General features: G+C 71.7%; 26 protein-coding genes. 12 read left to right on the top strand and 14 right to left on the bottom strand.

Features of this window, described 5'->3' with window-relative positions; all coding sequences use genetic code 11:
* Positions 1-5: 5 nt before the first annotated feature.
* The 7 genes from STRNI_RS16385 to STRNI_RS16355 form a co-directional block, all read right to left on the bottom strand.
* Positions 6-569 (bottom strand): DJ-1/PfpI family protein, encoded by a 564-nt coding sequence (locus STRNI_RS16385; RefSeq protein WP_018089227.1) that lies wholly within the window; start codon positions 567-569, stop codon positions 6-8.
* Between the two features lie 51 nt (positions 570-620).
* Complete coding sequence (locus STRNI_RS16380) at positions 621-1451, bottom strand: MOSC domain-containing protein (protein WP_277411483.1); 831 nt, start codon at positions 1449-1451, stop codon at positions 621-623.
* Positions 1452-1529: 78 nt separating this feature from the next.
* Positions 1530-2141 carry a nucleoside triphosphate pyrophosphatase gene (locus STRNI_RS16375; RefSeq protein ID WP_026169556.1) on the bottom strand — a complete coding sequence of 204 codons (612 nt, stop codon included), beginning with the start codon at positions 2139-2141 and terminating at the stop codon, positions 1530-1532.
* Positions 2142-2185: 44 nt separating this feature from the next.
* Positions 2186-3670 carry a peptidoglycan D,D-transpeptidase FtsI family protein gene (locus tag STRNI_RS16370; RefSeq protein WP_277411482.1) on the bottom strand — a complete coding sequence of 495 codons (1485 nt, stop codon included), beginning with the start codon at positions 3668-3670 and terminating at the stop codon, positions 2186-2188.
* Positions 3671-3831: 161 nt separating this feature from the next.
* Positions 3832-3960, bottom strand: a complete 129-nt coding sequence (mmpB, locus tag STRNI_RS16365; RefSeq protein WP_018089231.1) for a morphogenic membrane protein MmpB — start codon at positions 3958-3960, stop codon at positions 3832-3834.
* A gap of 128 nt (positions 3961-4088) precedes the next feature.
* Positions 4089-4301 carry an acyl-CoA carboxylase epsilon subunit gene (locus STRNI_RS16360; protein ID WP_018089232.1) on the bottom strand — a complete coding sequence of 71 codons (213 nt, stop codon included), beginning with the start codon at positions 4299-4301 and terminating at the stop codon, positions 4089-4091.
* 40 nt (positions 4302-4341) lie between these two features.
* The gene (locus STRNI_RS16355; protein ID WP_018089233.1) at positions 4342-5931 is read right to left on the bottom strand and encodes an acyl-CoA carboxylase subunit beta; all 1590 of its coding nucleotides are present in this window, start codon (positions 5929-5931) and stop codon (positions 4342-4344) included.
* Positions 5932-6062: 131 nt separating this feature from the next.
* Between STRNI_RS16355 and STRNI_RS16350 the strand changes: the two genes are divergently transcribed.
* The 5 genes from STRNI_RS16350 to hutH all read left to right on the top strand — a co-directional run bounded on the left by STRNI_RS16350 (position 6063) and on the right by hutH (position 12516).
* Positions 6063-7007 (top strand): biotin--[acetyl-CoA-carboxylase] ligase, encoded by a 945-nt coding sequence (locus STRNI_RS16350; protein WP_018089234.1) that lies wholly within the window; start codon positions 6063-6065, stop codon positions 7005-7007.
* Positions 7008-7224: 217 nt separating this feature from the next.
* Positions 7225-8379, top strand: a complete 1155-nt coding sequence (locus STRNI_RS16345) for an adenylate/guanylate cyclase domain-containing protein (RefSeq protein WP_018089235.1) — start codon at positions 7225-7227, stop codon at positions 8377-8379.
* A 254-nt stretch (positions 8380-8633) separates the two neighbouring features.
* Positions 8634-9434 carry an enoyl-CoA hydratase/isomerase family protein gene (locus tag STRNI_RS16340; protein ID WP_277411481.1) on the top strand — a complete coding sequence of 267 codons (801 nt, stop codon included), beginning with the start codon at positions 8634-8636 and terminating at the stop codon, positions 9432-9434.
* A 303-nt stretch (positions 9435-9737) separates the two neighbouring features.
* Positions 9738-10865 (top strand): GGDEF domain-containing protein, encoded by a 1128-nt coding sequence (locus STRNI_RS16335; RefSeq protein WP_051104110.1) that lies wholly within the window; start codon positions 9738-9740, stop codon positions 10863-10865.
* 106 nt (positions 10866-10971) lie between these two features.
* The gene (gene hutH / locus STRNI_RS16330; protein ID WP_159486469.1) at positions 10972-12516 is read left to right on the top strand and encodes a histidine ammonia-lyase; all 1545 of its coding nucleotides are present in this window, start codon (positions 10972-10974) and stop codon (positions 12514-12516) included.
* Between the two features lie 40 nt (positions 12517-12556).
* Here the strand turns inward: hutH and STRNI_RS16325 are convergent, their stop codons facing one another.
* Complete coding sequence (locus STRNI_RS16325; RefSeq protein WP_159486467.1) at positions 12557-12979, bottom strand: hypothetical protein; 423 nt, start codon at positions 12977-12979, stop codon at positions 12557-12559.
* 109 nt (positions 12980-13088) lie between these two features.
* Here STRNI_RS16325 and STRNI_RS16320 point away from each other — a divergent pair, with 109 nt between their 5' ends.
* The 4 genes from STRNI_RS16320 to STRNI_RS16305 all read left to right on the top strand — a co-directional run bounded on the left by STRNI_RS16320 (position 13089) and on the right by STRNI_RS16305 (position 17441).
* A complete protein-coding gene (locus STRNI_RS16320) occupies positions 13089-13427 on the top strand; it encodes a hypothetical protein (RefSeq protein WP_037741384.1) in 339 nt (112 codons plus the stop codon).
* Between the two features lie 304 nt (positions 13428-13731).
* Complete coding sequence (locus tag STRNI_RS16315; protein WP_277413260.1) at positions 13732-14997, top strand: L,D-transpeptidase; 1266 nt, start codon at positions 13732-13734, stop codon at positions 14995-14997.
* 134 nt (positions 14998-15131) lie between these two features.
* Positions 15132-16088 carry a GNAT family N-acetyltransferase gene (locus STRNI_RS16310; RefSeq protein ID WP_277411480.1) on the top strand — a complete coding sequence of 319 codons (957 nt, stop codon included), beginning with the start codon at positions 15132-15134 and terminating at the stop codon, positions 16086-16088.
* Between the two features lie 144 nt (positions 16089-16232).
* Positions 16233-17441 (top strand): DUF2786 domain-containing protein, encoded by a 1209-nt coding sequence (locus STRNI_RS16305; protein WP_381845360.1) that lies wholly within the window; start codon positions 16233-16235, stop codon positions 17439-17441.
* 66 nt (positions 17442-17507) lie between these two features.
* On the opposite strand, the gene STRNI_RS16300 is transcribed toward STRNI_RS16305, so the two are convergent.
* From STRNI_RS16300 to STRNI_RS16290, 3 genes are all read right to left on the bottom strand, one after another.
* Positions 17508-18254: an AraC family transcriptional regulator gene (locus STRNI_RS16300; protein ID WP_159489079.1), complete on the bottom strand. Its 747-nt coding sequence runs from the start codon at positions 18252-18254 to the stop codon at positions 17508-17510.
* A 98-nt stretch (positions 18255-18352) separates the two neighbouring features.
* Positions 18353-18604, bottom strand: coding sequence for a hypothetical protein (locus STRNI_RS16295; RefSeq protein ID WP_159486461.1), 252 nt, complete (start codon positions 18602-18604; stop codon positions 18353-18355).
* 104 nt (positions 18605-18708) lie between these two features.
* Complete coding sequence (locus STRNI_RS16290) at positions 18709-18846, bottom strand: hypothetical protein (RefSeq protein ID WP_274737842.1); 138 nt, start codon at positions 18844-18846, stop codon at positions 18709-18711.
* A gap of 258 nt (positions 18847-19104) precedes the next feature.
* On the opposite strand from STRNI_RS16290, the gene STRNI_RS16285 reads away from it, so the two are divergent.
* Positions 19105-19674 (top strand): class I SAM-dependent methyltransferase, encoded by a 570-nt coding sequence (locus tag STRNI_RS16285; RefSeq protein ID WP_190076354.1) that lies wholly within the window; start codon positions 19105-19107, stop codon positions 19672-19674.
* A gap of 33 nt (positions 19675-19707) precedes the next feature.
* Here STRNI_RS16285 and STRNI_RS16280 read toward each other — a convergent pair whose 3' ends face one another.
* Complete coding sequence (locus STRNI_RS16280) at positions 19708-20349, bottom strand: response regulator (RefSeq protein WP_109892273.1); 642 nt, start codon at positions 20347-20349, stop codon at positions 19708-19710.
* Complete coding sequence (locus STRNI_RS16275) at positions 20346-21674, bottom strand: sensor histidine kinase (protein WP_277411478.1); 1329 nt, start codon at positions 21672-21674, stop codon at positions 20346-20348. The genes STRNI_RS16280 and STRNI_RS16275 overlap by 4 nt, the downstream gene beginning before the upstream one ends.
* Before the next feature lie 251 nt (positions 21675-21925).
* Between STRNI_RS16275 and STRNI_RS16270 the strand changes: the two genes are divergently transcribed.
* Complete coding sequence (locus tag STRNI_RS16270) at positions 21926-22480, top strand: hypothetical protein (RefSeq protein ID WP_018089251.1); 555 nt, start codon at positions 21926-21928, stop codon at positions 22478-22480.
* A 41-nt stretch (positions 22481-22521) separates the two neighbouring features.
* Here the strand turns inward: STRNI_RS16270 and STRNI_RS16265 are convergent, their stop codons facing one another.
* Complete coding sequence (locus STRNI_RS16265; protein ID WP_277411477.1) at positions 22522-23424, bottom strand: phosphorothioated DNA-binding restriction endonuclease; 903 nt, start codon at positions 23422-23424, stop codon at positions 22522-22524.
* 157 nt (positions 23425-23581) lie between these two features.
* Here STRNI_RS16265 and STRNI_RS16260 point away from each other — a divergent pair, with 157 nt between their 5' ends.
* Entirely contained in the window at positions 23582-25525 is a 1944-nt protein-coding gene (locus tag STRNI_RS16260; protein ID WP_277411476.1) for an alkaline phosphatase family protein, read from the top strand.
* Positions 25526-25538: the final 13 nt, after the last annotated feature.

Genomic DNA, 25538 nt, shown 5'->3' with positions numbered 1-25538 from the left:
CCCCCCTACTTCACCGGCGCATGCTCCCGCAGCACCTCCAGGAACGCGCGCATCCACTCGGGGTGGTCGTTCCAGGCGCGGGCCGAGACGACCTTGCCGTCGACCACCGCCGCGCCGTCGACGAAGGTGCCGCCGCCCATCTCCACGTCCGGTGCGCAGGCCGGGTAGGCGGAGGTGCGGCGGCCCTTGAGGACGCCCAGCGGGGCCAGGGAGATGGCCGCGTGGCAGATGTGGGCGACGGGCTTGTCGGCGTCGAAGAAGTGGGTGACGACGCGTCGGTAGTCGGCGTCGTTGCGGAGGTATTCGGGTGCCCGGCCGCCGGGGAGCACCAGCGCCGCGTAGTCGGCCGGATCGACCTCGGACAGGGCGAGGTCGGACGGCCAGGAGTGGCCCTCGCGCTCCACGTAGGTGTCGAAGTTGTCGACGAAGTCATGGACGACGAACTGGAGCTTCTTGCGGGAGGGGGCCGCGATCCGGGGCTCGTACCCCTCCTCCAGCAGCCGCTGGTAGGGGTAGAAGAACTCCAGGTCCTCGGTGGCGTCACCGGCGACGATCAGGATCTTCGGCATGGTGCGGACTCCTCACGATGGTGTCGATCGGGGCGATCGAGTCGTTTCGGATCAATCGGTTCCCCACTCGGTGACCTCGAATGCGTCGCCCACCGTCACCTTCCCGGTCGCCAGCACCGAGAACTTCGATCCGAACGCCACCCCGCCCTCGGGCACCCGCCGGTACGAGGCGAGTGTGCGCAGCGGCTCGGGGCCCGCCTTGCCGCCCGTCCGCTGGTCGACGAGGGTGACCGCGCAGCGGACGGCGAGCTTGGTGAAGCCCAGCTCGCCGCCGCCGACCGTGACCCGTCGTACCCGGTCCTCGGTCTGCGGGGTGTCCCAGCCGTCCACCACGAGGTTGGGCCGGAAGCGGTCCATCGGGACCGGCGGGCGGCCGGCGGCGGCGATCCGGCGGTTGAGGTCGTCGAAGGAGGCCAGGGAGAGGACGTGCATCGCGCTGCTGTCGGCGAAGCCGGAGGTGCCGGGGGTGAGCCCGTCGGTCACCCGGTCGTGCTCCGGCGGTACCCGCACCAGCCGGCTCTCGGCGCCCAGCGCCTCGGACAGCCATCCGGCCACGCGGTCCCCCTGGTCGACCGCGCGGTACGGCTGACCGAACATCTCGACCTCGGACCGGACCGTCGAGCCGGTGCCGAGGTCGATGTCCAGGCGGAGCGGGTCCCTGTCCGGCGCGTGCAGGGTGAGGTGCGTCCCGTCGGCGCCGACCTCCGGCCGGATCACCGCCAGCCGGGGGTCCGTGCGCTGGCTGCGGAAGACGCCTCCGGGGCCGACGACCAGGAAACTGCGGTCGTGGGGGAGGCCGGCCGGGGTGAGTTCCGCCTCGGCCGCGGGGACGCCGGCGCAGCCCTTGACGGGGTAGCTGATCAGCTCGACAACTGTTGCCATGCGGGCAGCGTAGGCGCGGGACGCCGACGCGTCCCCGGCTTTACCGCGGCGTGGGACGTCCGGCGCCGGGGGCGCCAATCAGGTCCACAGGTCGGTGATCGCGACGTCCAGGTCGGCGAGCAGCCGGCGCAGCAGCGGCAGGGAGAGGCCGATGACATTGCCGGGGTCGCCGTCGATGCCGTCGATGAAGGGGGCGGAGCGGCCGTCGAGGGTGAAGGCGCCGGCGACGAAGAGCGGTTCGCCGCTCTCGACATAGGCGGCGATCTCCACGTCGGTCGGCTCGCCGAACCGGACCGTGGTCGAGGCGGTCGCGGCCACCCGGCGGCCGTTCGCGGTGTCGATGACGCAGTGGCCGGTCTGCAGGATGCCGGAGCGGCCGCGCATGGACTTCCAGCGGGCGGTGGCGTCCTCGGCGTCGGCGGGCTTGCCGAGCGCCCGCCCGTCCAGCTCCAGGACCGAGTCACAGCCGACGACCAGGGCGCCGGCGGCCTCCGGGCGGGCGGCGACCACCTCGGCCTTCGCCTCGGCCAGCACCCGGGCCAGCTCACCGGGCGTGGCAGCGGTGAGCGCCTCCTCGTCGACGCCGCTGACGATGACCTCGGGGGCCAGCCCGGCCTGGCGCAGCAGGGCCAGCCGGGCGGGGGACTGGGAGGCGAGGACGAGACGGCGGGGGCGGGACTCTTCGGTCATGCCCGCCATCGTACGGAGCCCCGGTCGCCGGGGCTCCGCCCGGACTACTTCTTGAGCACGGCCTCCATGACCGACTTCGCGATCGGCCCGCCCAGCTTGCCGCCGGCGATCTCCTCCCGGGGGATGTTCATGTCCTTGGGGTCGACGAAGACGGCGACCGCGACCGGGGAGCTGCCGTCGCTCTGCTTGGCGTAGGAGACGAACCAGGCGTAGGGGCGCTCGTCGTTGACGTTCGTGCCGTGCTGGGCGGTGCCGGTCTTGCCGCCGACGGTCACCCCGTCGATCGCGGCCTTCTCGGCGGTGCCCTCGTTGACGGTGTACTCCATCATCTCCTGCACCTTCTTCGCGGTGTCGGCGGAGACGGCCTGGGACATCATCTTCGGCTCGGTCTTCTCGATCGTCGACAGGTCGGAGCCGCGCACCTCGTCGACGAGGTGCGGCATCATCACCTTGCCGTCGTTGGCGAGGCCGGCGGCCACCATCGCCATCTGCATCGGCGTGCTGGTGAGGCTGCCCTGGCCCATACCGGTCAGCGCGGTCTGCGGCTTGTCGAGCTTCGCCGGGTAGAGGCTCTTGGTGGCCAGCAGGTCCCCGAGGTCCTCGTCGTAGACATTGTCGTTGAAGCCGAACTTCTCGGCGGTCTCGCGCATCTTGTCCTTGCCGACCTTCAGCGCGGCGTCGAGGAAGACGTTGTTGCACGACCACTGCATACCGGTCTTCAGCGAGGCCTTGTCACAGGGCGCGCCCGCGACATCGTTCCCGACCTTCGTGGTGCTCTGCGGCAGCTGGTACGGAGCGGGCGCCCCCGAGGACGCGTTGATGTCGGAGACCACACCGTGCTCCAGGGCGGCCGCCGCGGTGAGGATCTTGAAGGTGGAGCCGGGGGCGTAGGTCTCGCGCAGCGCCCGGTTGCTCAGCGGCTTGGACTTGTCGGCGTCCAGCTCCTTGAACTTCCGGCCCTCGGCGTTGGAGATGCCGGTGAAGAGCGACGGGTCGTAGGAGGGGGTGGAGGCGAGCGCGAGGACCCGGCCGTCGCGCGGGTCGAGCGCGACCACCGCACCCTTGGCGTTGAGGTCGGTCAGACCCTTGTACGCGGCCTTCTGGGCCTTGGGGTCGATGGTGGTGATCACATCGCCGCCGCGCGGCTTCTCGCCGGTCAGGATGTCCTTGGCGTTCTTGAGGGCGAGCCGGTCGTCCTTGCCGCTGAGCACCTTGTTGTAGATGCCCTCCAGGAAGGACGTCCCCTGGGCCTGTGAGGCGAACCCGGTGACCGGTGCGTACATCGGGCCGTTCTTGTAGGTCCGCTTGTACTTGAAGTCACCGGAGGTGGCCACCGAGCCGGTGACCGGCTTGCCGCCGACGATGATGTTGCCGCGCGGGTAGGAGAACGCCTCGATCTTGACGCGGCGGTTGTTCGGGTCGTTGGAGAGTTCCTCGCCCTGCACGAACTGGACCCATGTCACGCGGACCAGCAGTGCGAGCACCAGCACCCCGCAGAAGACGGCTATATGCCTCAGCGGCCTGTTCATCGCTCTCCCACTCCCGTCCGGCTGCCGCCCGGGCGGCCGAAAGCCCGAATTGCGCTGTCGAGAGGAAAAGACACGAAATCGGCGGAGGCGGTTGCGGTCGGGAAGTGTGAGCGTTGCCTCTCCGTACGCGGGAACAGCGATGCCGCCGCGTACGGGAGCGGCTATTTCCCCGCGAGCAGGACCATCAGCACCACCGCGGCCACGGCCAGCACGATGCCCATCCGGCGGAGCTTGGCCTGCACATCGCGCAGCTCCTCAGGAGGCTCATCGGGCGGATCTGACCACAGCATGTATCGATCCTGTGCCCATGACGACCTGTGGCGCCTGAGTACGCGTACTCAGGCGCCACGGTGCAAGGGACTAGTCAATGCACTATGCACCGACCCGGTGGCCCCGACGGCCACCCGATGCCAACCGGTCAATGCGGCCAGTAACTCGTCCGCCACGCCCGCGGCCCCGGATGCGGCATACGGGCCCGCGCCGGAACCGTGGACGCGGGGTCCGACCACTCGGTGCCGCGGTCCTTCTTTCCGGGCGCGACGGCAGCGGCGGCCGCCGCGCGGGCCTGGACCACCGCCAGTGCGGCGGCCAGCTCCTCAGGGGTCGGATTGCCCCGTACGACCTTGATCATCGAGAACGGCTCCCTTCGCTGGTTCCGCTGGTTCTGCCGGTCAGAGCGGGATGTTGCCGTGCTTCTTCGGCGGCAGCGCCTCGCGCTTGTTCCGCAGCGTGCGCAGCCCGCGGACGATGTGCCGGCGCGTCTCGGACGGCATGATCACCGCGTCGACATAGCCGCGCTCGGCCGCGACGTACGGGTTGAGCAGGGTGTCCTCGTACTCCTGGATCAGCTCCTGGCGCCGCTCGTCCTGCGCGGCCGGGTCCTCGATCGCGGCCAGCGTGCGGCGGTGCAGGATGTTGACCGCGCCCTGTGCGCCCATGACGGCGATCTGCGCGGTCGGCCAGGCCAGGTTGAGGTCCGCACCCAGGTGCTTGGAGCCCATGACGTCGTACGCGCCGCCGAACGCCTTGCGCGTGATGACCGTGATCAGCGGGACGGTCGCCTCCGCGTACGCAAAGATCAGCTTGGCGCCGCGCCGGATGATCCCGTCGTACTCCTGGTCCGTCCCCGGCAGGAAGCCGGGCACGTCCACGAAGGTGATCACCGGGATGTTGTAGGCGTCGCAGGTCCGCACGAACCGCGCGGCCTTCTCGCTCGCCTTGATGTCCAGGCAGCCGGCGAACTGCATCGGCTGGTTGGCGACGATGCCCACCGAATGGCCCTCGACCCGCCCGAAGCCGGTCAGGATGTTCGGCGCGAACAGTGCCTGGGTCTCCAGGAATTCGTGGTCGTCCAGGACGTGCTCGATCGCGACATGCATGTCGTACGGCTGGTTCGCCGAATCCGGGATCAGGGCGTCCAGCTCGCGGTCGACGTCCGAGGTCTCCAGGTCCGCTTCCTCCGGGAAGGCGGGCGGTTCGGAGAGGTTGTTGGACGGCAGGTAGGACAGCAGGCCCTTGACGTAGTCGATGGCGTCCTTCTCGTCGCCCGCCATGTGGTGCGCCACGCCCGAGGTGGTGTTGTGCGTACGCGCACCCCCCAGCTCCTCGAAGCCGACGTCCTCACCCGTGACCGTCTTGATGACGTCGGGGCCGGTGATGAACATGTGCGAGGTCTGGTCGACCATGACCGTGAAGTCGGTGATGGCGGGGGAGTACACCGCGCCGCCCGCACAGGGGCCGACGATCAGCGAGATCTGCGGCACCACACCCGACGCGTGCACATTGCGCCGGAAGATCTCCGCGAACAGACCGAGGGCGACCACGCCCTCCTGGATCCGGGCCCCGCCGCCGTCATTGATCCCGACGACCGGGCACCCGTTCTTCAGCGCGAAGTCCATCACCTTGACGATCTTCTCGCCGTAGACCTCGCCCAGCGACCCGCCGAAGATCGTGAAGTCCTGCGAATAGACGCAGATCGGCCGGCCGTCGACGGTGCCGTAACCGGTGACGACGCCGTCCCCGTACGGCCGGTTCTTCTCGATTCCGAAGTTGGTCGACCGGTGCCGCGCGAACTCGTCCAGCTCGACGAAGGAGCCCTCGTCCAGCAGCAGATCGATGCGCTCACGCGCCGTCAACTTCCCCTTCGCATGCTGCTTTTCCACTGCACGGGCGGAACCGGCATGCGTGGCTTCTTCGACCCGTCGCTGCAGATCCGCCAATTTGCCCGCGGTGGTGTGGATGTTTGCTTCCGGCTCGGACATCGGGATGCGGCTCCTGCTCGTCCTGGACTGGTGCTCGTACTGAGGGTGGTACGGGTTTGGCTACCGATTCGTAGCGTATCCGCGGGACTGCTCAGCGGCACTGCGTCGTTGACCACACCTAGGCTGGTCCCATGACGCCTCAACCACCGGAAAACCGGGACAAAGATGCCGGCCGCTGGAGCGACCTGAGCCGCCCCCCGCTGAACGCCGCGGCACTGCGCCGGGCCCTGGTGCGCCCCGGCGCGCTCTGGACCGCCCTGGACGTCGTCCCCGCCACCGGCTCCACCAACACCGACCTGGCGGCCCGGGTGGCCGAGGGGAAGGCCGAGGAGGGCGCCGTCCTGGTGGCCGAGGAACAGTCCGCCGGCCGCGGCCGGCTCAACCGCAGCTGGTCGGCGCCCCCGCGCTCCGGCCTCTTCTTCTCCGTCTACCTCACGCCCAACGTCCCCGTGCAGCGCTGGGGCTGGCTCCCGCTGCTCGCCGGAGTCGCCACCGCAACCGCCCTGTCCCGGACGGCCGGTATCGACACGTCCCTCAAGTGGCCCAACGACATCCTGGTCAGCTGCCCCGGGGACGCCGGTGCCGCGGGCCCGGACGGGACCCCCGGCACCGGCGAGCGCAAGGTGGGCGGCATCCTCGCCGAGCGGGCCGGCTCCGGCGTCGTCATCGGCATCGGCCTGAACGTCTCCCTCACCGCCGGCGAACTCCCCGTGCCCACCGCCGGCTCGCTGGCCCTGGCGGGCGCCCGCACCACGGACCGCGACCCGCTGCTGCGCGCCGTGCTCCGCTCACTGGAGGAGTGGTACGCCACCTGGCAGTCCGCCGTCGGCGACCCCGGCGCCAGCCGCCTCCAGGAGACCTATGCGGCGGGCTGCGCCACCCTGGGCCGCTCCGTACGCGCCGAACTCCCCGGCGGCAGCGACCTCACCGGCGAGGCAGTGGCCATCGACGGTGACGGCCGCCTGGTCCTGGCCACCGCGAACGGTGTACGGCATCCGGTGGGCGCCGGCGACATCATCCATCTGCGCGCCGCGGCGTCCCGGCGGGCCGACGGCGAGGATTCCCCGGAACGGTGAGGCCGGACGGGTCGCGCACCTCCGGTCCGCCCGGGCCACCCCTGTACCACGACCCCCGCCGCGCCGACGTGTCCCCGCCTCTTCCTTGGTCAGAGCCGACATGTGAGAGTGAGCCAGAGCACACCTGCCGTATCGTTGAGGCGGTCCGCCAGGGAGCGGACCACCGGCGAGCAGTGATCGGAAGGGCAGTGCGCAGGGATCGGACAGGGAGCGGCCGGTGACCGCCGACGACTCGGGCGCCACCCCGCGCGACACGGACACCGACGACGATGCGGTGCGTGACGTCCCCGCCGGCGACCCCCCAGGGGCCGGGGACGAGGGCGACGAGAACAACATCGCCGTCCGCCTCGAACAACTCATCCTCGGCGCCGACCGCCGCTACACGCCGTTCCAGGCGGCCCGCGGCGCCGGTGTCTCCATGGATCTCGCAGCCCGCTTCTGGCGGGCCATGGGCTTCGCCGACATCGGCCAGGTCAAGGCCCTGACCGAGGCCGATGTGCTGGCCCTGCGCCGCCTCGCCGGTCTCGTCGAGGCCGGTCTGCTCAGCGAGGCCATGGCCATCCAGGTCGCCCGTTCCACGGGCCAGACCACCGCCCGTCTGGCCGACTGGCAGATCGATTCCTTCCTGGAGGGCCTCACCGAGCCCCAGGACTCCGGCCTGACCCGTACGGAGATCACCTATCCGCTGGTCGAGCTGCTGCTCCCCGAGCTGGAGGAGTTCCTCGTCTACGTCTGGCGGCGCCAGCTCGCCGCCGCCACCGGCCGGGTCGTCCGGGCCCAGGACGACGCCGAAATGGTCGACCGCCGCCTCGCCGTCGGCTTCGCCGACCTGGTGGGCTTCACCCGGCTGACCCGCCGCCTGGAAGAGGAGGAACTGGGCGAGCTGGTGGAGGCGTTCGAGACCACCTGCTCGGACCTGGTGGCCGCGCACGGTGGCCGGCTGATCAAGACCCTCGGTGACGAGGTCCTCTTCGCCGCCGACGACGCCGGTATCGCCGCCGAGATCGGGCTGCGGCTGATCGAGACGATGGCGCACGACGAGACGATGCCGGAGCTGCGGGTCGGCATCGCGTTCGGCACGGTCACGACCCGGATGGGCGATGTGTTCGGTACGACCGTCAACCTCGCCAGCCGCCTGACGTCGATAGCGCCGAAGGACACCGTGCTGGTGGACCAGGCGTTCGCCGAGGAGCTGGGCCGGATCGGCGACGCTCCGGTCTCCGAGGCCGACGCCGCGGCGGCGGAGAAGGCGGCCGAGGAGGGCACCGGCGCTCCGCCCCCGACGTACCGCTTCGCCCTCCAGCCGATGTGGCAGCGGCCGGTGCGAGGTCTGGGCGTCGTCGAGCCCTGGCTGCTGAGCCGCCGCGACTGACGAGGCGCCGGCAGGGCATGTCGCCGACCGCGCATGCCACCGGGCAACCTCTCGGCGGGCGGTCACCGGCGGGCGGTTGCCCGGCCCGAACGGCGCCGTAGTCCCCGGGCCGCACCGGGCCGGTACCGGGCCGCACCGGGCCGGTACCGGGCCGCGTCCCGCCCGTCCACAGCCGGAAACCCGTCCTGTTCCTCCGGGCCCCCACCTGACATGATCCCCACGTCAGGTCAACGGCCGTTAACAGGGAGGGCTGCATGCAACGGCAACGGTTCGGTGCGGACGGCTGGGTCGCCATCGAGCGGCACGGTTTCGTGGCGGAGCTGATCATGGACCGCCCCAAGGCCATGAACGCCGTGTCGACGGCCATGGCCGACAGCCTGGCGCAGGCCTGCGCCGAGCTGGCCGCGGACCGCTCCGTACGGGCGGTGGTCCTCAGCTCCACCCATGAGCGGGCGTTCTGCGTGGGCGCCGACCTCAAGGAGCGCAACTCCTTCTCGGACGCGGACCTGATGCGCCAGCGCCCGCACACCCGCGCCGCCTACACGGGCGTACTGGAACTGCCGATGCCCACCATTGCCGCGGTGCACGGCTTCGCGCTCGGCGGTGGCTTCGAGCTGGCGCTGGCCTGCGATCTGATCGTCGCCGACGGCACGGCCCTGGTCGGCCTGCCGGAGGTGTCGGTGGGGGTCATTCCGGGCGGCGGGGGCACACAGCTGCTGCCGCGCCGGGTGGGTGCGGCGCGGGCGGCCGAGCTGGTGTTCACCGCGCGGCGGGTGCCGGCGCCCGAGGCCGTGGAGCTGGGGCTGGTCGACCAGCTGGCGGCGGACGGACAGGACCGGGCCGAGGCGCTGGAGCTGGCGGCCCGGATCGCCCGTAATTCGCCGGTCGGCCTGCGGGCCGCCAAGCGCGCCATGCGGCTGGGGCACGGACTGGATCTGCGGGCCGGCCTGGAGGTGGAGGACGGCGCATGGCGCAGTGTGGCCTTCTCCGGGGACCGGGCGGAGGGCGTGGCGGCCTTCAACGAGAAGCGGGATCCGGAGTGGCCCGGGGAGTGAATCGGGGCCCCGGGGATTGAACCGGGAGGGGCACAGGCGGGGCGGCCGCCTGCGCACCGTGCGTTCCGGCGGGCCCCCGCCTCGTCACGCACCGTAATGATCTCGGCCGCATCCCCTCCTTGACCCCCCGACCAGGAACGACGCGCATAACGCCCGGGTGTCGATCGCGCGCGGAAAGGGGCGAAAGGGGTTAAACATTCCTACGCTGTAGTACAGAGCGTGCTCACGGTGACGGAATGCGAGGATCCGGTGACGGGCGAGGGCGATGCGAGGCTGCGGGCCGTGGTGGAGCTGGCGCAGGCGATGGCGGCCGCGCACACGCCGCGCGAATCGGCGCACGCCGCGGCGCTGGGGGTGCGCCAGGCCCTGGGCGGCTCCTTCGCGGCGATCTCGAAATGGGAGCGCGAGCTGGGGAAGCTGCGGGTGCTGGTCAACACGGGCGAACTCGCCGAGGGCGAGGAGGAGTTCCCGGACGACGAGAGCTACCCCGTCCATGAGTTCCCGGAGATCGTCGGCTTTCTGCACGAGCAGTGGGCGGGCGGCGGCGAGCCCAGTGCCTGGGTGGAGACCGCCGAGGGGCCGCACGGCCGCCCGGCGCCCCGGACGGCGGAGGAGGGGCCGGCCGGGGGTGGCGGGGGCAACCGTCAGCGGATGGCCGCACTGCGCCGCCGCGGCCGTGGCTGCTGTGTGGTCGCGCCGATCGTGCTGCACGGCCGGGCCTGGGGCGAGCTGTATGTCGCACGGCGTACGGGGGAGCCGGTCTTCGGCCGGGCCGACGCCGACTTCGCGAGTGTGCTCGCCGCCGTGACGGCCGCCGGGATCGCGCAGACCGAGCGGCTGGCGGAGGCCCGCCGGCTGGCCTTCACCGATGCGCTGACCGGCCTGGCCAACCGCCGTGCCGTCGATATGCGGCTGGACGAGGCGCTGGAGCTGCACCGCAGGGACGAGGTGGTGGTCAGCCTGGTGGTGTGCGACCTCAACGGGCTGAAGCGGGTGAACGACTCACGCGGCCATGCGGTCGGCGACCGTCTGCTGGAGCGCTTCGGCTCGGTGCTCTCGCTGTGCGGCGCGATGCTGCCGGGCACGCTCGTCGCCCGGCTCGGCGGTGATGAGTTCTGCCTGCTGGCGGTGGGGCCGCCGGCCGACGAGGTGGTCAAGGTGGCCGGTGAACTGTGCGACCGGGCGGGGGAATTGGACCTCGGCGAGGGGGTCGCGGTCGGGGTCGCCTCGACCGGCGATCCGATCGGCCCGGTGCGCAGCGCCCGCCGGCTCTTCCGGCTCGCGGACGCCGCGCAGTACAAGGCCAAGGCGGCGCGGTCGGGCGAGCCGGTGATCGCCGGGCGGCACGGCGGCAAGGACGACCCGGTCGTCCGGCTCGCGGACGCCCCCGACCGGCGGTCGGGGCCGGAGCGCCGGCGCTTCCGGAGGTGAGGAGGTCTGCCCGTGCCTGTCCACCGGTCCGTCGGGATGCCGGGTAAGGGGTGATCCCGAAATCCGGTGGTGACATCCGGCGATTCAGTCTCTAGGGTGCCTGAATATGGATATGCACACTGTGGTGCTGGGGACGTCCGGCACGACCGCACAGGACGTCATCGCGGTGGCTCGCGGCGCGGCCCGGATCGAGCTGTCCGAGGAAGCCCTCGCGGCCGTCGCCACCTCCCGCGCCTTCATCGACGAACTCGCCGCCAAGCCCGACCCCGTCTACGGCGTCTCCACCGGCTTCGGCGCCCTCGCCGTCCGCCACATCAGCCCCGAGCTGCGCGTGCAGCTCCAGCGCAACATCGTCCGCTCGCACGCGGCCGGTATGGGCCCGCGGGTCGAGCGGGAGGTCGTCCGCGCGCTGATGTTCCTGCGGCTGAAGACGCTCGCCTCCGGGCACACCGGCGTCCGCCCGCTCGTCGTCGAGACGATGGCCGCCCTCCTCAACGCCGGCATCACACCCGTCGTCCACGAATATGGCTCGCTCGGCTGCTCCGGCGACCTGGCGCCGCTCTCGCACTGCGCGCTGGCGCTGATGGGCGAGGGTGACGCGGAGGGCCCCGACGGCGTCGTACGGCCGGCCGCCGAGCTGCTGGCCGCGCACGGCATCGAACCCGTCGAACTGCGCGAGAAGGAGGGTCTGGCCCTCCTCAACGGCACCGACGGCATGCTCGGCATGCTCGTGATGGCCTGCGCCGACCTCGCCCGGCTGTTCACCTCGGCGGACATCACCGCGGCCCTCTCCCTGGAGGCGCTGCTCGGCACGGACAAGGTCCTCGCGCCCGAGCTGCACGCCATCCGCCCGCACCCCGGGCAGGCCGCCTCGGCCGCCAACATGGCCAAGGTCCTGGCCGGTTCGGGCTTCACCGGTCACCACCAGGACGACGCCCCGCGCGTCCAGGACGCCTACTCCATCCGCTGTGCCCCGCAGGTCGCCGGCGCCGGCCGGGACACCCTCGGCCACGCCCGGCTCGTCGCGGACCGCGAACTGGCCGCCGCGGTCGACAACCCGGTGGTGCTGCCGGACGGCCGGGTCGAGTCCAACGGCAACTTCCACGGCGCTCCGGTCGCCTACGTCCTGGACTTCCTGGCCATCGCCGCGGCCGACCTCGGTTCGATCGCGGAGCGCCGTACGGACCGGCTGCTGGACAAGAACCGTTCGCACGGGCTGCCCGCCTTCCTGGCCGGTGACCCGGGCGTCGACTCCGGCCTGATGATCGCCCAGTACACCCAGGCCGCGCTGGTCAGCGAGCTGAAGCGGCTGGCCGCACCGGCGTCGGTGGACTCCATCCCGTCCTCCGCGATGCAGGAGGACCATGTCTCGATGGGCTGGTCGGCGGCGCGCAAGCTGCGCACCGCGGTCGACAACCTGACCCGGATCATCGCCGTCGAGCTCTATGCGGCGACCCGCGCCATCGAGATGCGCGAGGGCCTGACGCCGGCCCCGGCCACCCGCGCCGTATTGGACGCGGTGCGCGGCGCGGGCATCCAGGGGCCGGGCGAGGACCGCTTCCTGGCGCCGGACCTGGAGAGCGCGTATGCGTTCGTACGGGGCGGGAAGCTGGTGGCGGCCGTGGAGTCGGTCACGGGCACGCTGGCGTAGGGGAGACACTCCCGGACGGCCGCCGGGGCGCCGTCCGGTCTCAGACGGCCTCGTCGCGGGTGCGGTGGACGGAGTAGCCGACCAGGCCGGCGCCGAGCGCGAGGCAGGCGGCGCCGCCGATCACGTACGGCGTGGTGTCCGGGCTGCCGGTGTCGGCGAGGAGGTGCGGGGTGCCGGCGGGACCCTCGGTTCCGGTTCCGGTCCCGGTGTCGACGCCGGTGCCGGTGCCGCCCGCTGTGCCGCGGTCGTCCGAGGTGGCCGTCGTGGAGCGGCCGCCGGTGTCCTGAGCCCCGCCGGCCGTGCGGTCGGCCAGGCCCGGCGCGGCCGGTGCGGACGCCACCCGCAGGGCGGAATCTGTCGCTCCGTCATGCCCCGCGGTCGCCTGGGCGGACGGCACGAACCACAGGGCGAACAGCACCGATCCCGCGGCCGCGGCGGTCAGCAGTGGTCGTCGTGCGGTCACGGAAGCGATCCCCCTTGTGGGTTCGGCAAATTGGCCGTTGACCGCAGATGTTAGTGACCGCCGCGGGTCGCGGGGAAGTCAGGAGCCCTCCATGCCTAACCTCCGTGCTATGAGCAATGGTGAGACATCACGTTTTGTGCGCCTTCATGTCGAATTGATCATGGAGGTCGCCGACGCCCGCCGGCTGACCGGCGCCGCCGTCGATCACATCAGCGGGGATCCCTCGCTGCCCGACGAGGAGCGCAGACAGTCGCTGGAGACGGTCCGGGAGGACCCGGCGGAGGCGCTGGCCCATCTGATCGACCCGTTCGACCTCGTCACCAAGGTGCCGGGCACCGAACTCGCACAGGCCTCCTGGAGCAGCGAGGAGCTGACCGACTACGACCCGGATGCCGAGTGGGACGCGGCGGAGTGGGATCTGGCAGACGACGCGGACGGGGAGGGCTGACCGGCACCCCCGATGGCCACGGCCCCCGTACGGCTGCCCGCCGTGCGGGGGCCGACTACGTGGCCGGTGCACCGTCGCTCCATGTCACCGTATGACCGGTCCGGGCAATCTGACCGGTCCGGGCAATCTGACCGGTCCGGGCAATAAGTGGCCTTCCCCACACTTTGTGGACGCATGGAACGGGCGAAACGGAAAAGGCGTTCAAATGGCGTCGGCCGGAATGCCAGCGTCCATATGAGCCAGCGTTCAGTTGGCTGCTCGCTCGGGGAATCGTGCGAAATCGGTAGCAATGGAGATGCGTGTGATAACGGACAGCAAGCGCCGGAAGGGCCTCATAGCCAGCGCCACGCTGCTCGGGGGCGTACTCACGCTTGCGGCGTGTGGTGGCAGCAGTGCGGCTGACCGGGATGATGGCGGTGCTGGCGCCACCTGGCACGAGAACAGCCGGCAGGTGGACGAGGCGGCCGCGAAGGACGCCTCCGACGCCAGGATCACGATCCTCCCGGAGGACGGCGCCACCGACACCGGCCTCAACAGTGACGCGAAGGTCACGGTCAGCGACGGACAACTGACCGACGTCGCCATGACCTCGGCCGAGTCCAAGGAGCCGGTCGCCGGCACGTTCGCCGCCGACGGCAGCTCCTGGAAGCCGAACCAGCCCCTGGACCGCTCGACGAAGTACAGGGTCACCGCGCACGCCGTGGACTCCCAGGGCCGTACTGCGGTGGAGAACTCCAGCTTCACCACCGTCGCCCCGGCGAACAGCTTCATCGGGAACTTCACGCCGGAGGACGGCTCGACCGTCGGCGTCGGAATGCCGGTGTCGATCAAGTTCGACAAGCCGGTCGAGAACAAGGCGGACGTCGAGTCCGCGATCAAGGTCGCGTCGAGCAGCAACCAGAAGGTCGTCGGCCACTGGTTCAACGACAAGCGGCTGGACTTCCGCCCCGAGAAGTACTGGAAGGCGAACTCCGACGTCACCCTGGAGCTCGGCCTGGACGGCGTCGAGGCCTCGCCGGGCGTCAAGGGCATCCAGAACAAGACCGTCAGCTTCCACGTCGGCCACTCGCAGATCAGCACCGTCGACACCAAGGCGCACACGATGACCGTGGTGCGCGACGGCCGGACCCTCAAGACCATCCCGATCTCCGCCGGCAGCAAGGAGAACGCCACCTACAACGGCAAGATGGTCATCTCCGAGCGGTTCAAGCAGACCCGGATGAACGGCTCGACCGTCGGCTTCAAGAAGCGCGACGGCAAGGGCGAGTACGACATCCCCGATGTCCCGCACGCGATGCGCCTGACCGACTCCGGCACCTTCATCCACGGCAACTACTGGGGCAAGGGCATCTTCGGCAAGGCCAACACCAGCCATGGCTGCATCGGCCTGGAGGACGCCAAGGGCGCCAAGGACTCCAAGACGGACGGCGCCTGGTTCTTCGACCACTCGCGGACCGGTGACGTGGTCGACGTCGTCAACTCCCCCGACCAGAGCGTCAAGCCGGACAACGGCCTGAACGGCTGGAACATGGACTGGTCGCAGTGGGTGGATGGCAGCGCGGTGCAGTGACGGCCCGGTGAGACGGCCGTGCCCGGCACCCCCGGCCGGCACCTGACCTGACCGCTCACCGCACGGAGTGACCGACGCCCGGCGGCGCCGAAAACAAGGCGCGCCGGGCGTCGTTGCTGCGTACGGTCCGCCGTATGGACATCGACCCCGACGCCTGGTTCGCCGTGCTCACCGCCGCCCACGCCCACGACCGGCCGGGCGGACCCGCCCCCGAACGGGCCGCCGAGACCGGCCGGCTGCGCATCCCCGCCCTGCACAGCCGGGCCGTCCCCGTCACGCTGCCGGCCCCCGACGGCGCCACCGGCTACGCGGGCGTCGCCCTGCTCCGCCTCCACGACACCGCGGAGAACGCCGGCACCGCCTTCCTCGACACCCTGACGGTCCACCCCGCCCACCGCGGCCGCGGGGCGGGCCGGGCGCTGTGGGACATGGTCCGCGCGAGGCTGGCCGCCGAGGGCCGCAGCTCGGTGAGCGCGCTGGTCGGTAAGGGCGGCGCGGGCGAGAGGTTCGCCGTCGCCCAGGGCGCGGAGTGCGCGCTGCCGCTGGTGGCCTCCGTCCAGGAGGTGCGGACCGCCCCCGCCCCGGCCTCCGGCGTCCCGCTGCCCGCCGGCTATCGCTTCGCCACCTGGAGCGGTGTCGTCCCGGACGCCCATGCCGCCGCGCACGCCCGCGCCCATGACGCCATGGAGGACGCCCCGACCGGCGACCTGGACGAACAGCACGACCCCTGGGACGCCGAGCGGATACGGGCCGCCGCCCGCGTCATCCTGGACCGTGGCGGGGTACTGCTGACCGTGGCGGCCCTCGCGGAGTCCGACGGTGCCGTGGCCGGCTACACCGAACTCGTCCTGCCCACACCGGCATCCGTACGGGCCCTGCAGTACGACACCGTCGTCGTGCCTGCCCACCGCGGCCATGGCCTCGGCCGCGCCGTCAAGCTGCGGATGCTGGAGTACCTGCGCGAAGGGCGGCCGGGAGTACGGGAGATCGTCACGACGGTCGCGGACGAGAACGCCCCGATGCGGGCGGTCAATGAGGCGCTCGGCTACCGGGCGGAGAGCAGCCTCGGCCTCTACCAAGTGCGGCTCTGAAGCGGGGCCCCGTCCCGCGCCCCCTGCCCCGCCCGCCTCCCGGGAGGCGGGCGGCCGGGCCCTCCGTACAGTGAACGGGTGAGTGAGCGCGGAGGAAAAGGGCGCGGCGGGCCGTCGCCGTCGGCAGGCGAACTGGTCGGGCAGGTGCTCGGCAGCGTCCGTTACGCGCCGGACGGCGAGCAGGCCGAGGACGCCCTGGAGGCGGGCGCCTCGATGCTGGCCGCGGCCGAGGCCGGTCCGGAGGCGGTGAGCGCCGCGGTGGTCGAGGCCGCCGTGGCGGGCGTGCGGCAGTGCTGGGCGGGCGGCTGGCAGCCCGCCGACCTGGCGCGGATCGTACGGCGCGAGACCTCCGGCACCGCCCTGGTGGCGCTGGTCGTCGACGCCATCGCGGCCGAGGCGGCCCGGCCGCCGGCCACCCGCCCGGCTCCGGACCCGCGCCGGTCCGAGCAGCTGCGCAACCTCGGCGCCGAGGTCTGGTGGCCCGCCGACACCGGCTACCTCGACGCCCTGGCCCGGCGCCGCCGCGCCTCCCGCTTCGAGACGGTGTACGAGGTGCTGGCGGCGCTGCGGGTACTCGCCCGGCTGCCCCGCATCACCCCGCTGCCGGCCCCGCCGCAGGCCGGCGGCCGGAGCGGACCCGCCGACGCCGCCGCGGCCCGTGCCCTCGGACGGATCCGCGGTCTGCTCGCCAAGGCCGAGGCGACCGACTACGCCGAGGAGGCCGAGGCGCTGTCCGCCAAGGCGCAGGAGCTGATGGCCCGGCACAGCATCGACGAGGCGCTCCTCGACCGCGCGGACGGCTCCCCGGGCGGCCGGACCGACGGCCCGTCAGCCGTCCGTATCGGCATCGAGGGCCCCTACGAACAGGCCAAGGCGCTGCTGCTCGACGCGGTCGCGGCGGCCAACCGCTGCCAGGCCGTCTGGGCCGCCGACGTCGGCTTCTCCACCCTCGTCGGCTTCGCACCCGACCTGGAGGCGGCCGAGATGCTCTACACCTCGCTGCTCCTCCAGGCGACCACTGCGATGAACCGGGCGGGCGACCTGCACCACGCCCGCGGCCGCTCCCGCCGCACCCGGGACTTCCGCCAGACCTTCCTCGTCGGGTACGCCGACCGCATCCGCGACCGGCTCGCGGCGGCCACCGCTGCCGCCACGGCCGCCGCCACCGCCGAGTCCGCCCCCACGGCCCCCGACCTCCTCCCGGTCCTCGCCGCCCGCGCCCTCGCCGTCGAGCAGACCACCGGCGCCCTCTTCCCCGACACCGCCCCGGTCCGCCTCCGCGGCGCCCGCGACGCCGACGGCTGGCACCAGGGCAGAGCGGCGGCGGACCGGGCACGGCTGGGGGAGGGGTGACCGTGCGGATGACGCTGGGAGGCCAGCACACCTAGGGGGGAAGCCCTACGGGGCGAAGTACGCGCCCTACGGGGCGAAGTACGTGCCCGGCGGTACCCCGACCGCCCGCCGGAAGGCCGCGACGAAGGCGCTCGGGGAGGCATAGCCCACCCGCGCCGCCACCGCCGCGACCGTGGCGCCGCCGGCCAGCAGCGGCATCGCAGCCTGCAGCCGGACCCGGGTGCGCCACTGCCCGTACGGCATACCGGTGTCCGTCACGAACGCCCGGGCCAGCGTCCGGCCGCTCGCACCCACCCGGGTGCCCCACTCCGCCAGCGTCCGCCCGTCGGACGGGTCGGCGCGCAGCGCCTCCGCGACCCGGCGCGCCCGTGGGTCCTGCGGCATCGGCGCCTGCACCGTGGCCACCGACACCGGCCGCAGCTGATCGAGGACCACGGCCTCGGCCCGTTCGCGGGCCGCCGGGTCCAGTGCGCCGTCCGACAGATACGAGATCAGCTCGCGCAGCAGGGGTGAGACGCCGACGACAGTGGGCGCGGACCAGCCGACCGGGCAGCGGTCCGGGAGGAAATACAGGCTCCGGAAGAGCGCCGGGCCCGCGGCGCCGGTGGCGTGCGGGGTTCCCGCCGGGATCCACAGCGCCATGGACGGGGGCAGCACCCAGGTGGTGCCGGTGGCCCGTACGGCCAGAACTCCCCGTCGCGCCCAGGCCAGTTGATGGTGCTCATGACGATGGCGCGCGAACCACTGCCCCCGCCCCATCGCAAAGCTCCCGACGACAACCGCCGCCCCGGCAGGCGGCCCCGGCGGCGCCACCTGCCCGCCCGGCTCGTCGAGCGCGTGCGGCTGATCGTGCCGCCCCTCTGGTCGTTCGTGTGCGTGCGGCTGATCGTGCAGCGGGAAAACCGCTTCTGTCACGAGGGGAAGAGCCATCGGACCGCGGAACACAGAAGCATCACAACCGGCCCGGTGAGCCACCATCTGCTGCGCAGCCAGCGGGTCGCCAGAATGAATGCGGTGAGGACGGCTACTGCCACGGCGAGTACGCCGGAGACTGCGGACAACAATTGGACGTTGTCGGCTGACTGACGCACGTCCCACGAGCCGTCCGGGGAGATCGCCACGGCGAGATAGAGGACGTAGAGGGTGACGAGGTTTGCCGCCACCAGCACAGAGGCGCTGATGAGGGCCCCAACCGCTTCCCCTCGGCTTCGGTGTCGGTTATCGGACGCGGTCGCCATCCGGTTGGCGGTGTCTCTCATGGGATGGCTCACTGCATCGCCTGCCTAGCATTGTGGAGCTTGTTGACGAACCCGCGACCGTACGCCTGCGCGTCGCTACTTTGCCAGGTTTCCTCCTCGGTGCCCTCTTCCAAGGCCGTCACGATGAGCCCGGCGACGCTCTCCACCCGGTTCCGGTAAGCCCGTGCCTTCGTGTCTTCCTTCGCCTCCCGGAACGCGGCGGCTCCGCGCTTGCCGCCTGTCTGTGCCTCGTCGGTCAGGTCCTCGGTCCCTGCCCCTCTGGTTGTTCGCGTGCGTCCGGCTGATCGTGCCGCCCCTCCGTTTGTTCGCGCCCGTCCGGCCGCCGCTCACCGCTGTCCGTTCTGCGATACAACATGTCCCCCTGTCGCGTGGTGGTCACCGAGGCCGCTTTCTAGGCTCGCCGCATGACCATGAATCGCTATCACCAGTGGTTGTGCAACTCCCGGATGTGGGCCCGCGCGGTGGAACGGGATCTGCTGCCCTGGGCCCTCGAAGACGTACAACTGGGCGCCGAAACGCTGGAGATCGGGCCCGGTTACGGGGCCACGACGCGGGTGCTGGAGCGCCGGGCCGGCGGCCGGCTGAGCGTCCTCGAAGTCGACGGGGGGTCGGCGGAGCGGCTGCGTGCGGAGTACGGCGACCGGGTCGAGGTCGTGCAGGGTGACGGCTGCGCGATGCCGTTGCCGGACGGCCGGTTCGACGCCGTCGTCTGCTTCACGATGCTGCACCACGTGCCGTCGCCGCGGCAGCAGGACCAGCTCTTCGCGGAGGCGTTCCGGGTGCTCCGGCCGGGCGGCATCTTCGCGGGCTGCGACGGCCGGGCCAGCCGCGGCTTCCGCCTCATCCATCTGTGGGACACCTACGTCCCGGTGCCGCCCGGGACGCTGCCGGAGCGGCTGCGCGCGGCCGGATTCCGCACCCCCGACATCAGCCTGAGACACGACTACTTCCGCTTCCGCGCTGTCCGTCCGTGAGCGCGCGGCGCGCCGTCCGCCCCGGTGCCGGGGCTACGCCAGCAAGCCGCGCTCCAGCGCCGTGATCACGGCCGCGGTCCGGTCCGACACCTCCAGCTTCTTGAACGCACGCAGGAGATGGGTCTTGACCGTCGCCTCACCGATGAACAGCTGCCGGCCGATCTCGGCATTGGTCAGGCCCTGGCTGACCAGCCGCAGCACCTCGCACTCCCGGGCGGACAGCAGCGGCGCCTCCACCGCCCGCGCCCGGAACAGCTTGGGGGCCAGTGAAGGCGTCAGCACGGTCGCCCCCCGCGCCGCACCGTGCACGGCGTCGATCAGCTCGGCCCGGGAACTGCCCTTGAGGAGATAGCCGGATGCTCCCGCCTCCACGGCGCGCAGGATGTCGGAGTCGTCCTCGTAGGTGGTGACGATGACGACCTTGGTGCGTGGCGACCGCCGCAGGATGTGCCCGGTGGCGGCGACCCCGTCCATCGCCCCCATCCGCAGATCGAGCAGGACGAGGTCCGGTGCCAGCCGTTCCGTCAGCGTCACGGCTTCCTCGCCGGACCCCGCCTGCCCCACGACCTCGATGCCCGGGTCGGATTCGAGCATGGCGCACAGGCCCTCGCGGACGACGGGATGATCGTCCGCGAGCAGCACCCGCACCGCCGCCGGGTTCTCAACGTCCGTCATCCCAGGCCTCCGTCATCCGCCGCCTCCGCCAGCCGTCCCGCCGTTCCGGGCCGCGGCGCCGACGGCCCGGACGGCCGTTCCGCCGCCCCGTCCAAGGGCACCTTCACCTCGACGACGGTGCCCGCTCCCCGCCTGCTCACCACGCTCAGCACACCACCGATCTCCGCCACCCGGGCCGCCATTCCGCGCAGCCCGAAGCCACTGTCCTCGTCCCCACTGCCGCCCCCGTCCGGAACGGCCTCGGCCGCCCCGCGCTCCGCCTCCGTCGCGTCGAACCCCTTGCCGTCATCGGTGACCCGGAGCCCGACCTGACCCTCGCCGTACCGCAGCACCAGGTCCACCGCACGGGCGTCGGCGTGCTTGCGCACATTGGTGCCGGCCTCCTGCGCGGCCCGCAGCAGCACGACATTGACGGCCATCGGCAGCGGACGCTCGTCCCCCTCGACGGCGAACCGCGCCAGCAGCCCGGTCTGCGCGGCCAGTCCGTCCGCCTGCCGCCGCAGCGCCTGCGCCAGGGAGCTCTCCCGCAGCGAAGCGGGCGTCCGGTCGGCGACGAAGGCACGGGCCTCCGCCAGGCTCTCCGTGGCCATCCGCCCGACCAGCGCAAGGTGTTTCCGGGCGACGGCGGGGGCGCCCTCCACCTCCGCATCGGCGGCCTGCACCAGGCTGATGATGCCGGTCAGGCTCTGCGCCAGGGTGTCGTGGATCTCCCGTGCGAGCCGCTCGCGCTCGGCGGAGATCCCTGCCTGGTGCGACAGCCGGGCCACCTGCTCACGGTTCCGCCGCAGCTCCTCGATCAGTTCGGCGTGCTCCCTGTTCTGCCGTACCACCCGCTTGATCCACAGCCCGAGGAGCACGGACAGGGCGATCCCCAGCAGCGACGCCAGCAGCACGAACAGCATGAGCGGGGCCGTGGCGCCGCCCTGCAGCCACAGCATCGTCACGGGGAGGAGATTGCCGAGCACAGCCGCCACGACGGCCGGCCGGACCGCCAGGCTCATCATCAGCATCGGGACGATCGCGAATAGGGCGAACGCACTCGTCAGGTCGACCGCGGTGGCGAGCCCGAACAGCACGAAGAGGCCGCCGACGAAGAATCCGTTGCGCCCGTCGCTCTCGTGGCGGAGCATCAACGGCCGCCCGATCCCCGCGTACCAGGGCACGATCAGCGTCAGTGCGCCGATGGCGATCAGCCGCGCGGTCTGCGGCACGGCGGAGGTGAACACCAGCCCCGTGGTGACCAGATAGCAGATCACGAAGTAGCTGTCCCACAGCCCGAACCAACGCACCCGTGCCTCGGGTGCGCGCCGCGCCTCACGCGTCACCGTGTCCCCCTGAATCCGAACGGCCCCCACCGGGGGCGCAGGTGCCGCCGTGCCACCGCCTCACAGTCCTATCACCCTCCCCTTACGCCTCCCGCGGCGCTGTCCACCGACCGGTGGACAGCCGAATCCACCAGCCGGTCGTACCCCCACAACCATCCGCCGCCATAACGTCGTTGACGGCGGTGAGCGCACCACGCGGAAACCGCCGGAGCAACAGACCTCGCAGCATTGCGGAAAGGCCCCGGATTTCCATGAGCCACCTGAGTCAGTTCGTCATCGCGCTGATTGCCAGCGCGTCCATTCTCACCATCATCCTGGCGACCGACCTGGGCCGCCGCCGGGTCACCAATATGCGCATGCTGCGCTCCGTGATCGCGGTCGCCATCATTATCGCGCTCTTCGTTCACTCGTTCCCGACCTCGGGGAACGCCCTGTCGTTCCAGCTCATCGGCGTCGGAGTGGGCGTGATCTGCGGACTGGTCGCCGGTGCCCTGCTCCCCGCCCACCGCGGCGCCGACGGCCAGATCTACACCATCGGCGGATTCGGATACGCCCTCGTCTGGATCGTCATTTCCAGTGCCCGCGTCCTTTTCGCCTATGGCGCCGAGCACTGGTTCGCCGAGGGCCTGATCCGCTTCAGTATCGAAAATGAGCTCAGCGGTCCGGACGTCTATGCAAATGCCTTTGTCTTCATGTCCCTTGCCATGGTCATCACCCGCACCGCGGTACTGGTCGCCAAGCGCCGCCGCATTCGCCTTTCGCCCGCCGAGCCGGCCCGTACGGAAGAGCAACCGGCCGCGGTCTGACGACCGGGGCGCGCCGTCCGGCCCGGTCCGCACCGGGCCGGTCAGGCGTGTTCGGCCAGGCGCGCCTCACCGCGGAACACCTGCGCCGTATGCCAGCGGATGTGCTCGGGGGCAACCCGGGCACTTCCCCGTTGCGGCCCGATGAGCGTCTGTCCGGTGAGGGCGAGCACCTGCGTACGGGCGGCGGTGCCGTGGCCGACGAACTCCTGGGAGACGGCGATCCGCCGGCCGGAATCCAGGCCGAGCACACCCCGGTCGAACAGCTTGTGGTGCAGCGAGCACAGACACAGGCAGTTGGCGAGTTCGTCCGGCCCCTGGAAGGCCCACCACTGGACATGGGCGGCCTCCAGCCCGACCGGCACCCGGCCGATCGACCCGTCGAACCCGCAGAAGGCACAGCGGTACTCGTAGGCCACCAGCACCCGTCGGCGCAGCTCGGCCGCGCGCCGCCGCTCGGGCGCCGGGCCGGCGGTGCGCGCTGCCACCTCCGCCGGTTCGAGGTCGAGTCCGACGGCGGCGGCGATGTCCGAATGGATCGACGGCGGAAAGTGGCTGTCCAGCAGCAGCTGCGCCAACTGCCCGAGCAGCGCCGGTTCCGTCGACAGCGCGGCCCGCAGCCCCGGAACCAGCTGCCCCCGCGCCCCGCTCTCCCGCAACACCCGGACGCCCGTGCCCGGACTCGGCTCCCCGTCATCGGTGCGTACCTCCCAGACACCGTCACTGACGAGATGGTGGAACGGGTACGCGGGCGAGGTCCGGTGCGCGGGACCATAGTCCTGCAGCAGTTCCCGCAGGTCGCGCTCGATGTCCGAGTAGCGCATCGAGCGGTCGGGCTGCCGCTGGAACCGCCCCAACGCATAGAGCAGCAACAGGGGTTTGTGCGGTGCCCGTGTCCCGTTGTGCGTCCATTGACGCAGATTTCCCACCCGCTCGATCCACTCCATGACAGGCGACTGTAGGGCGGGCGGTGAGACCACCACCCAAGCGGACCCTTGATGATTGAACGCGAAGCCGTCGGCCGGCCGTACAGATAACGGCGGCCGAATCCCTGGTTCCGGTCCGCCGTGCCACCACCGCGCCTCGCACGGAAGGACCTTCGGGTTGCCGCACTCCACGCGCTTTCGCCAGCCGCCGAACACGAAGAAGGCAACCACGACGGACGACCTGCCGCCGGACAGCCCGCCGGACAGCCCTCCGGAGCAGACGCCGGACGACACCGGCACCGACACGGCCGTCGGCACCGACACGGCCGCCGCCGACACCGACACCGACACGGCCACCGAAACCGCCGCCGCCGACGCGACGACCGGCGACCTCAGCGCCGCCGCCACGGACTCCACCAGTGACGCCGCCGCCCCGGACGAGGACGTCGTGCGCGGCGGCTGGCGGGACCGGTACCCGGCCGTGGCCCGGACCGTGGCGTCGGCGGTGACGGTCTCGGCCGCCGTGCTGGTGCTCGCCGCGCTCCTGCTGCCGAACCAGCTCACCCGCCTCACACCCGGTGAGTTCCTGCGCATCCCGGTGGAGGGGATCTTCGGTGCGGCCCTGCTGTTGCTCCTGCCGCCGAAGGCGCGGCGGGTGGCGGCCGTGGTCGCCGGTGTGGGCCTCGGCCTGCGGACCCTCCTGAACTGCCTCGACATGGGCTTCTACTCGGTGCTCGCGCGGCCCTTCGACCCGGTGCTGGACTGGATCCTGTTCGACGACGCCGAGTCGTTCCTCAGGGACTCGATAGGCCAGGCGGGCGCGACCGCCGCGGTGATCGGCGTCGTGGTCCTCGTGCTCGGCCTGCTCGTCCTCATGACGCTGGCGGTCGTCCGGCTCAGCCGCCTCATGGTCCGGCACAGCGCCGTGGCGACCCGTACCACCCTGGTGCTCGGAACCGTCTGGATCACCTGCGCGGCGCTCGGCGTACAGCTCGCCGGTGTGCCGGTCGCTTCCACGAACACCGCCGACCTCGTCCAGGACAGCGCCCAGCGGCTGCGGGCGAGCCTGGCCGACCAGCGGGTGTTCGCCAAGGAGGCGCGTAAGGACGCCTTCCGTGACACCCCGCCCGACCAGCTGCTGACCGGGCTGCGCGGCAAGGACGTCCTCTTCACCTTCATCGAGAGCTATGGCCGCAGCGCGATCGCGGACCCGGCGATGGCGTCGCAGATCGACGCGGTGCTCAAGGACGGGACCAAGCGGCTGCACAAGGCCGGGTTCGCCTCCCGGAGCGCCTGGCTCACCTCACCGACGGCGGGCGGCGGCAGCTGGCTGGCCCACTCCACCTTCATGTCCGGCCTGTGGATCAACAACCAGCAGCGCTACCGCACCGTCACCTCCAGCGACCGCATGCCCCTCACCGACGCCTTCAAGCGCTCCGGCGCCTGGCGGACGGCCGGCATCATGCCGGGCGTCACCCGCTCCTGGCCGGAGGGCAAGTTCTACGGCCTCGACCACGTCTACGACACCCACCACCTCGGCTACAAGGGCCCGCAGTTCAGCTGGTCGCGGGTGCCCGACCAATTCAGTCTGTCGGCCTTTGAACGCCTGGAGCACGGCAAGCGGCACGACAAGCCGCTGATGTCGGAGATCATCCTCGTCTCCAGCCACAACCCCTGGGCGCCCATCCCCAAGATGATCGGCTGGGACGAACTGGGCGACGGCTCGGTCTACCACGGCATCCAGAAGGCGGGTAAGGACCCCAAGGAGGTGTGGAAGGACCCCGCGCAGGTGCGCACCGAGTACCGCCGCGCCATCGAGTACTCGCTGCACAGCCTCGTCTCGTACATGGAGAAGTACGGCAACAAGAACACCGTGCTCGTCTTCCTCGGGGACCACCAGCCCGTCCCGACCGTCACCGGCGAGAACGCGAGCCGGGACGTGCCGGTCGCGCTCGTCGCCCACGACCCGGCCGTGCTGGACCGGATCTCCGGCTGGGGCTGGCAGAAGGGCCTCAAGCCCGGTCCGAAGACCCCGGTCTGGCGTATGGACACCTTCCGCGACCGCTTTCTGACCGCCTACGGCCCCCGGCCGGGCGCGACCCCGCCCCGGGCGGCTCACTGACCGCCGGGGCCAT

It is taken from the genome of Streptomyces nigrescens, assembly GCF_027626975.1.
Classification (GTDB): Bacteria; Actinomycetota; Actinomycetes; order Streptomycetales; family Streptomycetaceae; genus Streptomyces; species Streptomyces nigrescens.
Note: the sequence above shows the minus strand (reverse complement) of the source record. Positions and strands in the feature narration are given on the sequence as shown.

Bases quoted from the DNA above. Each gene is read 5' to 3' on its own strand.
- STRNI_RS16385 (WP_018089227.1), bottom strand. From the start codon at position 569: ATGCCGAAGATCCTGATCGTCGCCGGTGACGCCACCGAGGACCTGGAG.
- STRNI_RS16380 (WP_277411483.1), bottom strand. From the start codon at position 1,451: ATGGCAACAGTTGTCGAGCTGATCAGCTACCCCGTCAAGGGCTGCGCC.
- STRNI_RS16375 (WP_026169556.1), bottom strand. From the start codon at position 2,141: ATGACCGAAGAGTCCCGCCCCCGCCGTCTCGTCCTCGCCTCCCAGTCC.
- STRNI_RS16370 (WP_277411482.1), bottom strand. From the start codon at position 3,670: ATGAACAGGCCGCTGAGGCATATAGCCGTCTTCTGCGGGGTGCTGGTG.
- mmpB (WP_018089231.1), bottom strand. From the start codon at position 3,960: ATGCTGTGGTCAGATCCGCCCGATGAGCCTCCTGAGGAGCTGCGCGAT.
- STRNI_RS16360 (WP_018089232.1), bottom strand. From the start codon at position 4,301: ATGATCAAGGTCGTACGGGGCAATCCGACCCCTGAGGAGCTGGCCGCC.
- STRNI_RS16355 (WP_018089233.1), bottom strand. From the start codon at position 5,931: ATGTCCGAGCCGGAAGCAAACATCCACACCACCGCGGGCAAATTGGCG.
- STRNI_RS16350 (WP_018089234.1), top strand. From the start codon at position 6,063: ATGACGCCTCAACCACCGGAAAACCGGGACAAAGATGCCGGCCGCTGG.
- STRNI_RS16340 (WP_277411481.1), top strand. From the start codon at position 8,634: ATGCAACGGCAACGGTTCGGTGCGGACGGCTGGGTCGCCATCGAGCGG.
- STRNI_RS16335 (WP_051104110.1), top strand. From the start codon at position 9,738: ATGGCGGCCGCGCACACGCCGCGCGAATCGGCGCACGCCGCGGCGCTG.
- hutH (WP_159486469.1), top strand. From the start codon at position 10,972: ATGGATATGCACACTGTGGTGCTGGGGACGTCCGGCACGACCGCACAG.
- STRNI_RS16320 (WP_037741384.1), top strand. From the start codon at position 13,089: ATGAGCAATGGTGAGACATCACGTTTTGTGCGCCTTCATGTCGAATTG.
- STRNI_RS16310 (WP_277411480.1), top strand. From the start codon at position 15,132: ATGGACATCGACCCCGACGCCTGGTTCGCCGTGCTCACCGCCGCCCAC.
- STRNI_RS16285 (WP_190076354.1), top strand. From the start codon at position 19,105: ATGACCATGAATCGCTATCACCAGTGGTTGTGCAACTCCCGGATGTGG.
- STRNI_RS16280 (WP_109892273.1), bottom strand. From the start codon at position 20,349: ATGACGGACGTTGAGAACCCGGCGGCGGTGCGGGTGCTGCTCGCGGAC.
- STRNI_RS16270 (WP_018089251.1), top strand. From the start codon at position 21,926: ATGAGCCACCTGAGTCAGTTCGTCATCGCGCTGATTGCCAGCGCGTCC.
- STRNI_RS16265 (WP_277411477.1), bottom strand. From the start codon at position 23,424: ATGGAGTGGATCGAGCGGGTGGGAAATCTGCGTCAATGGACGCACAAC.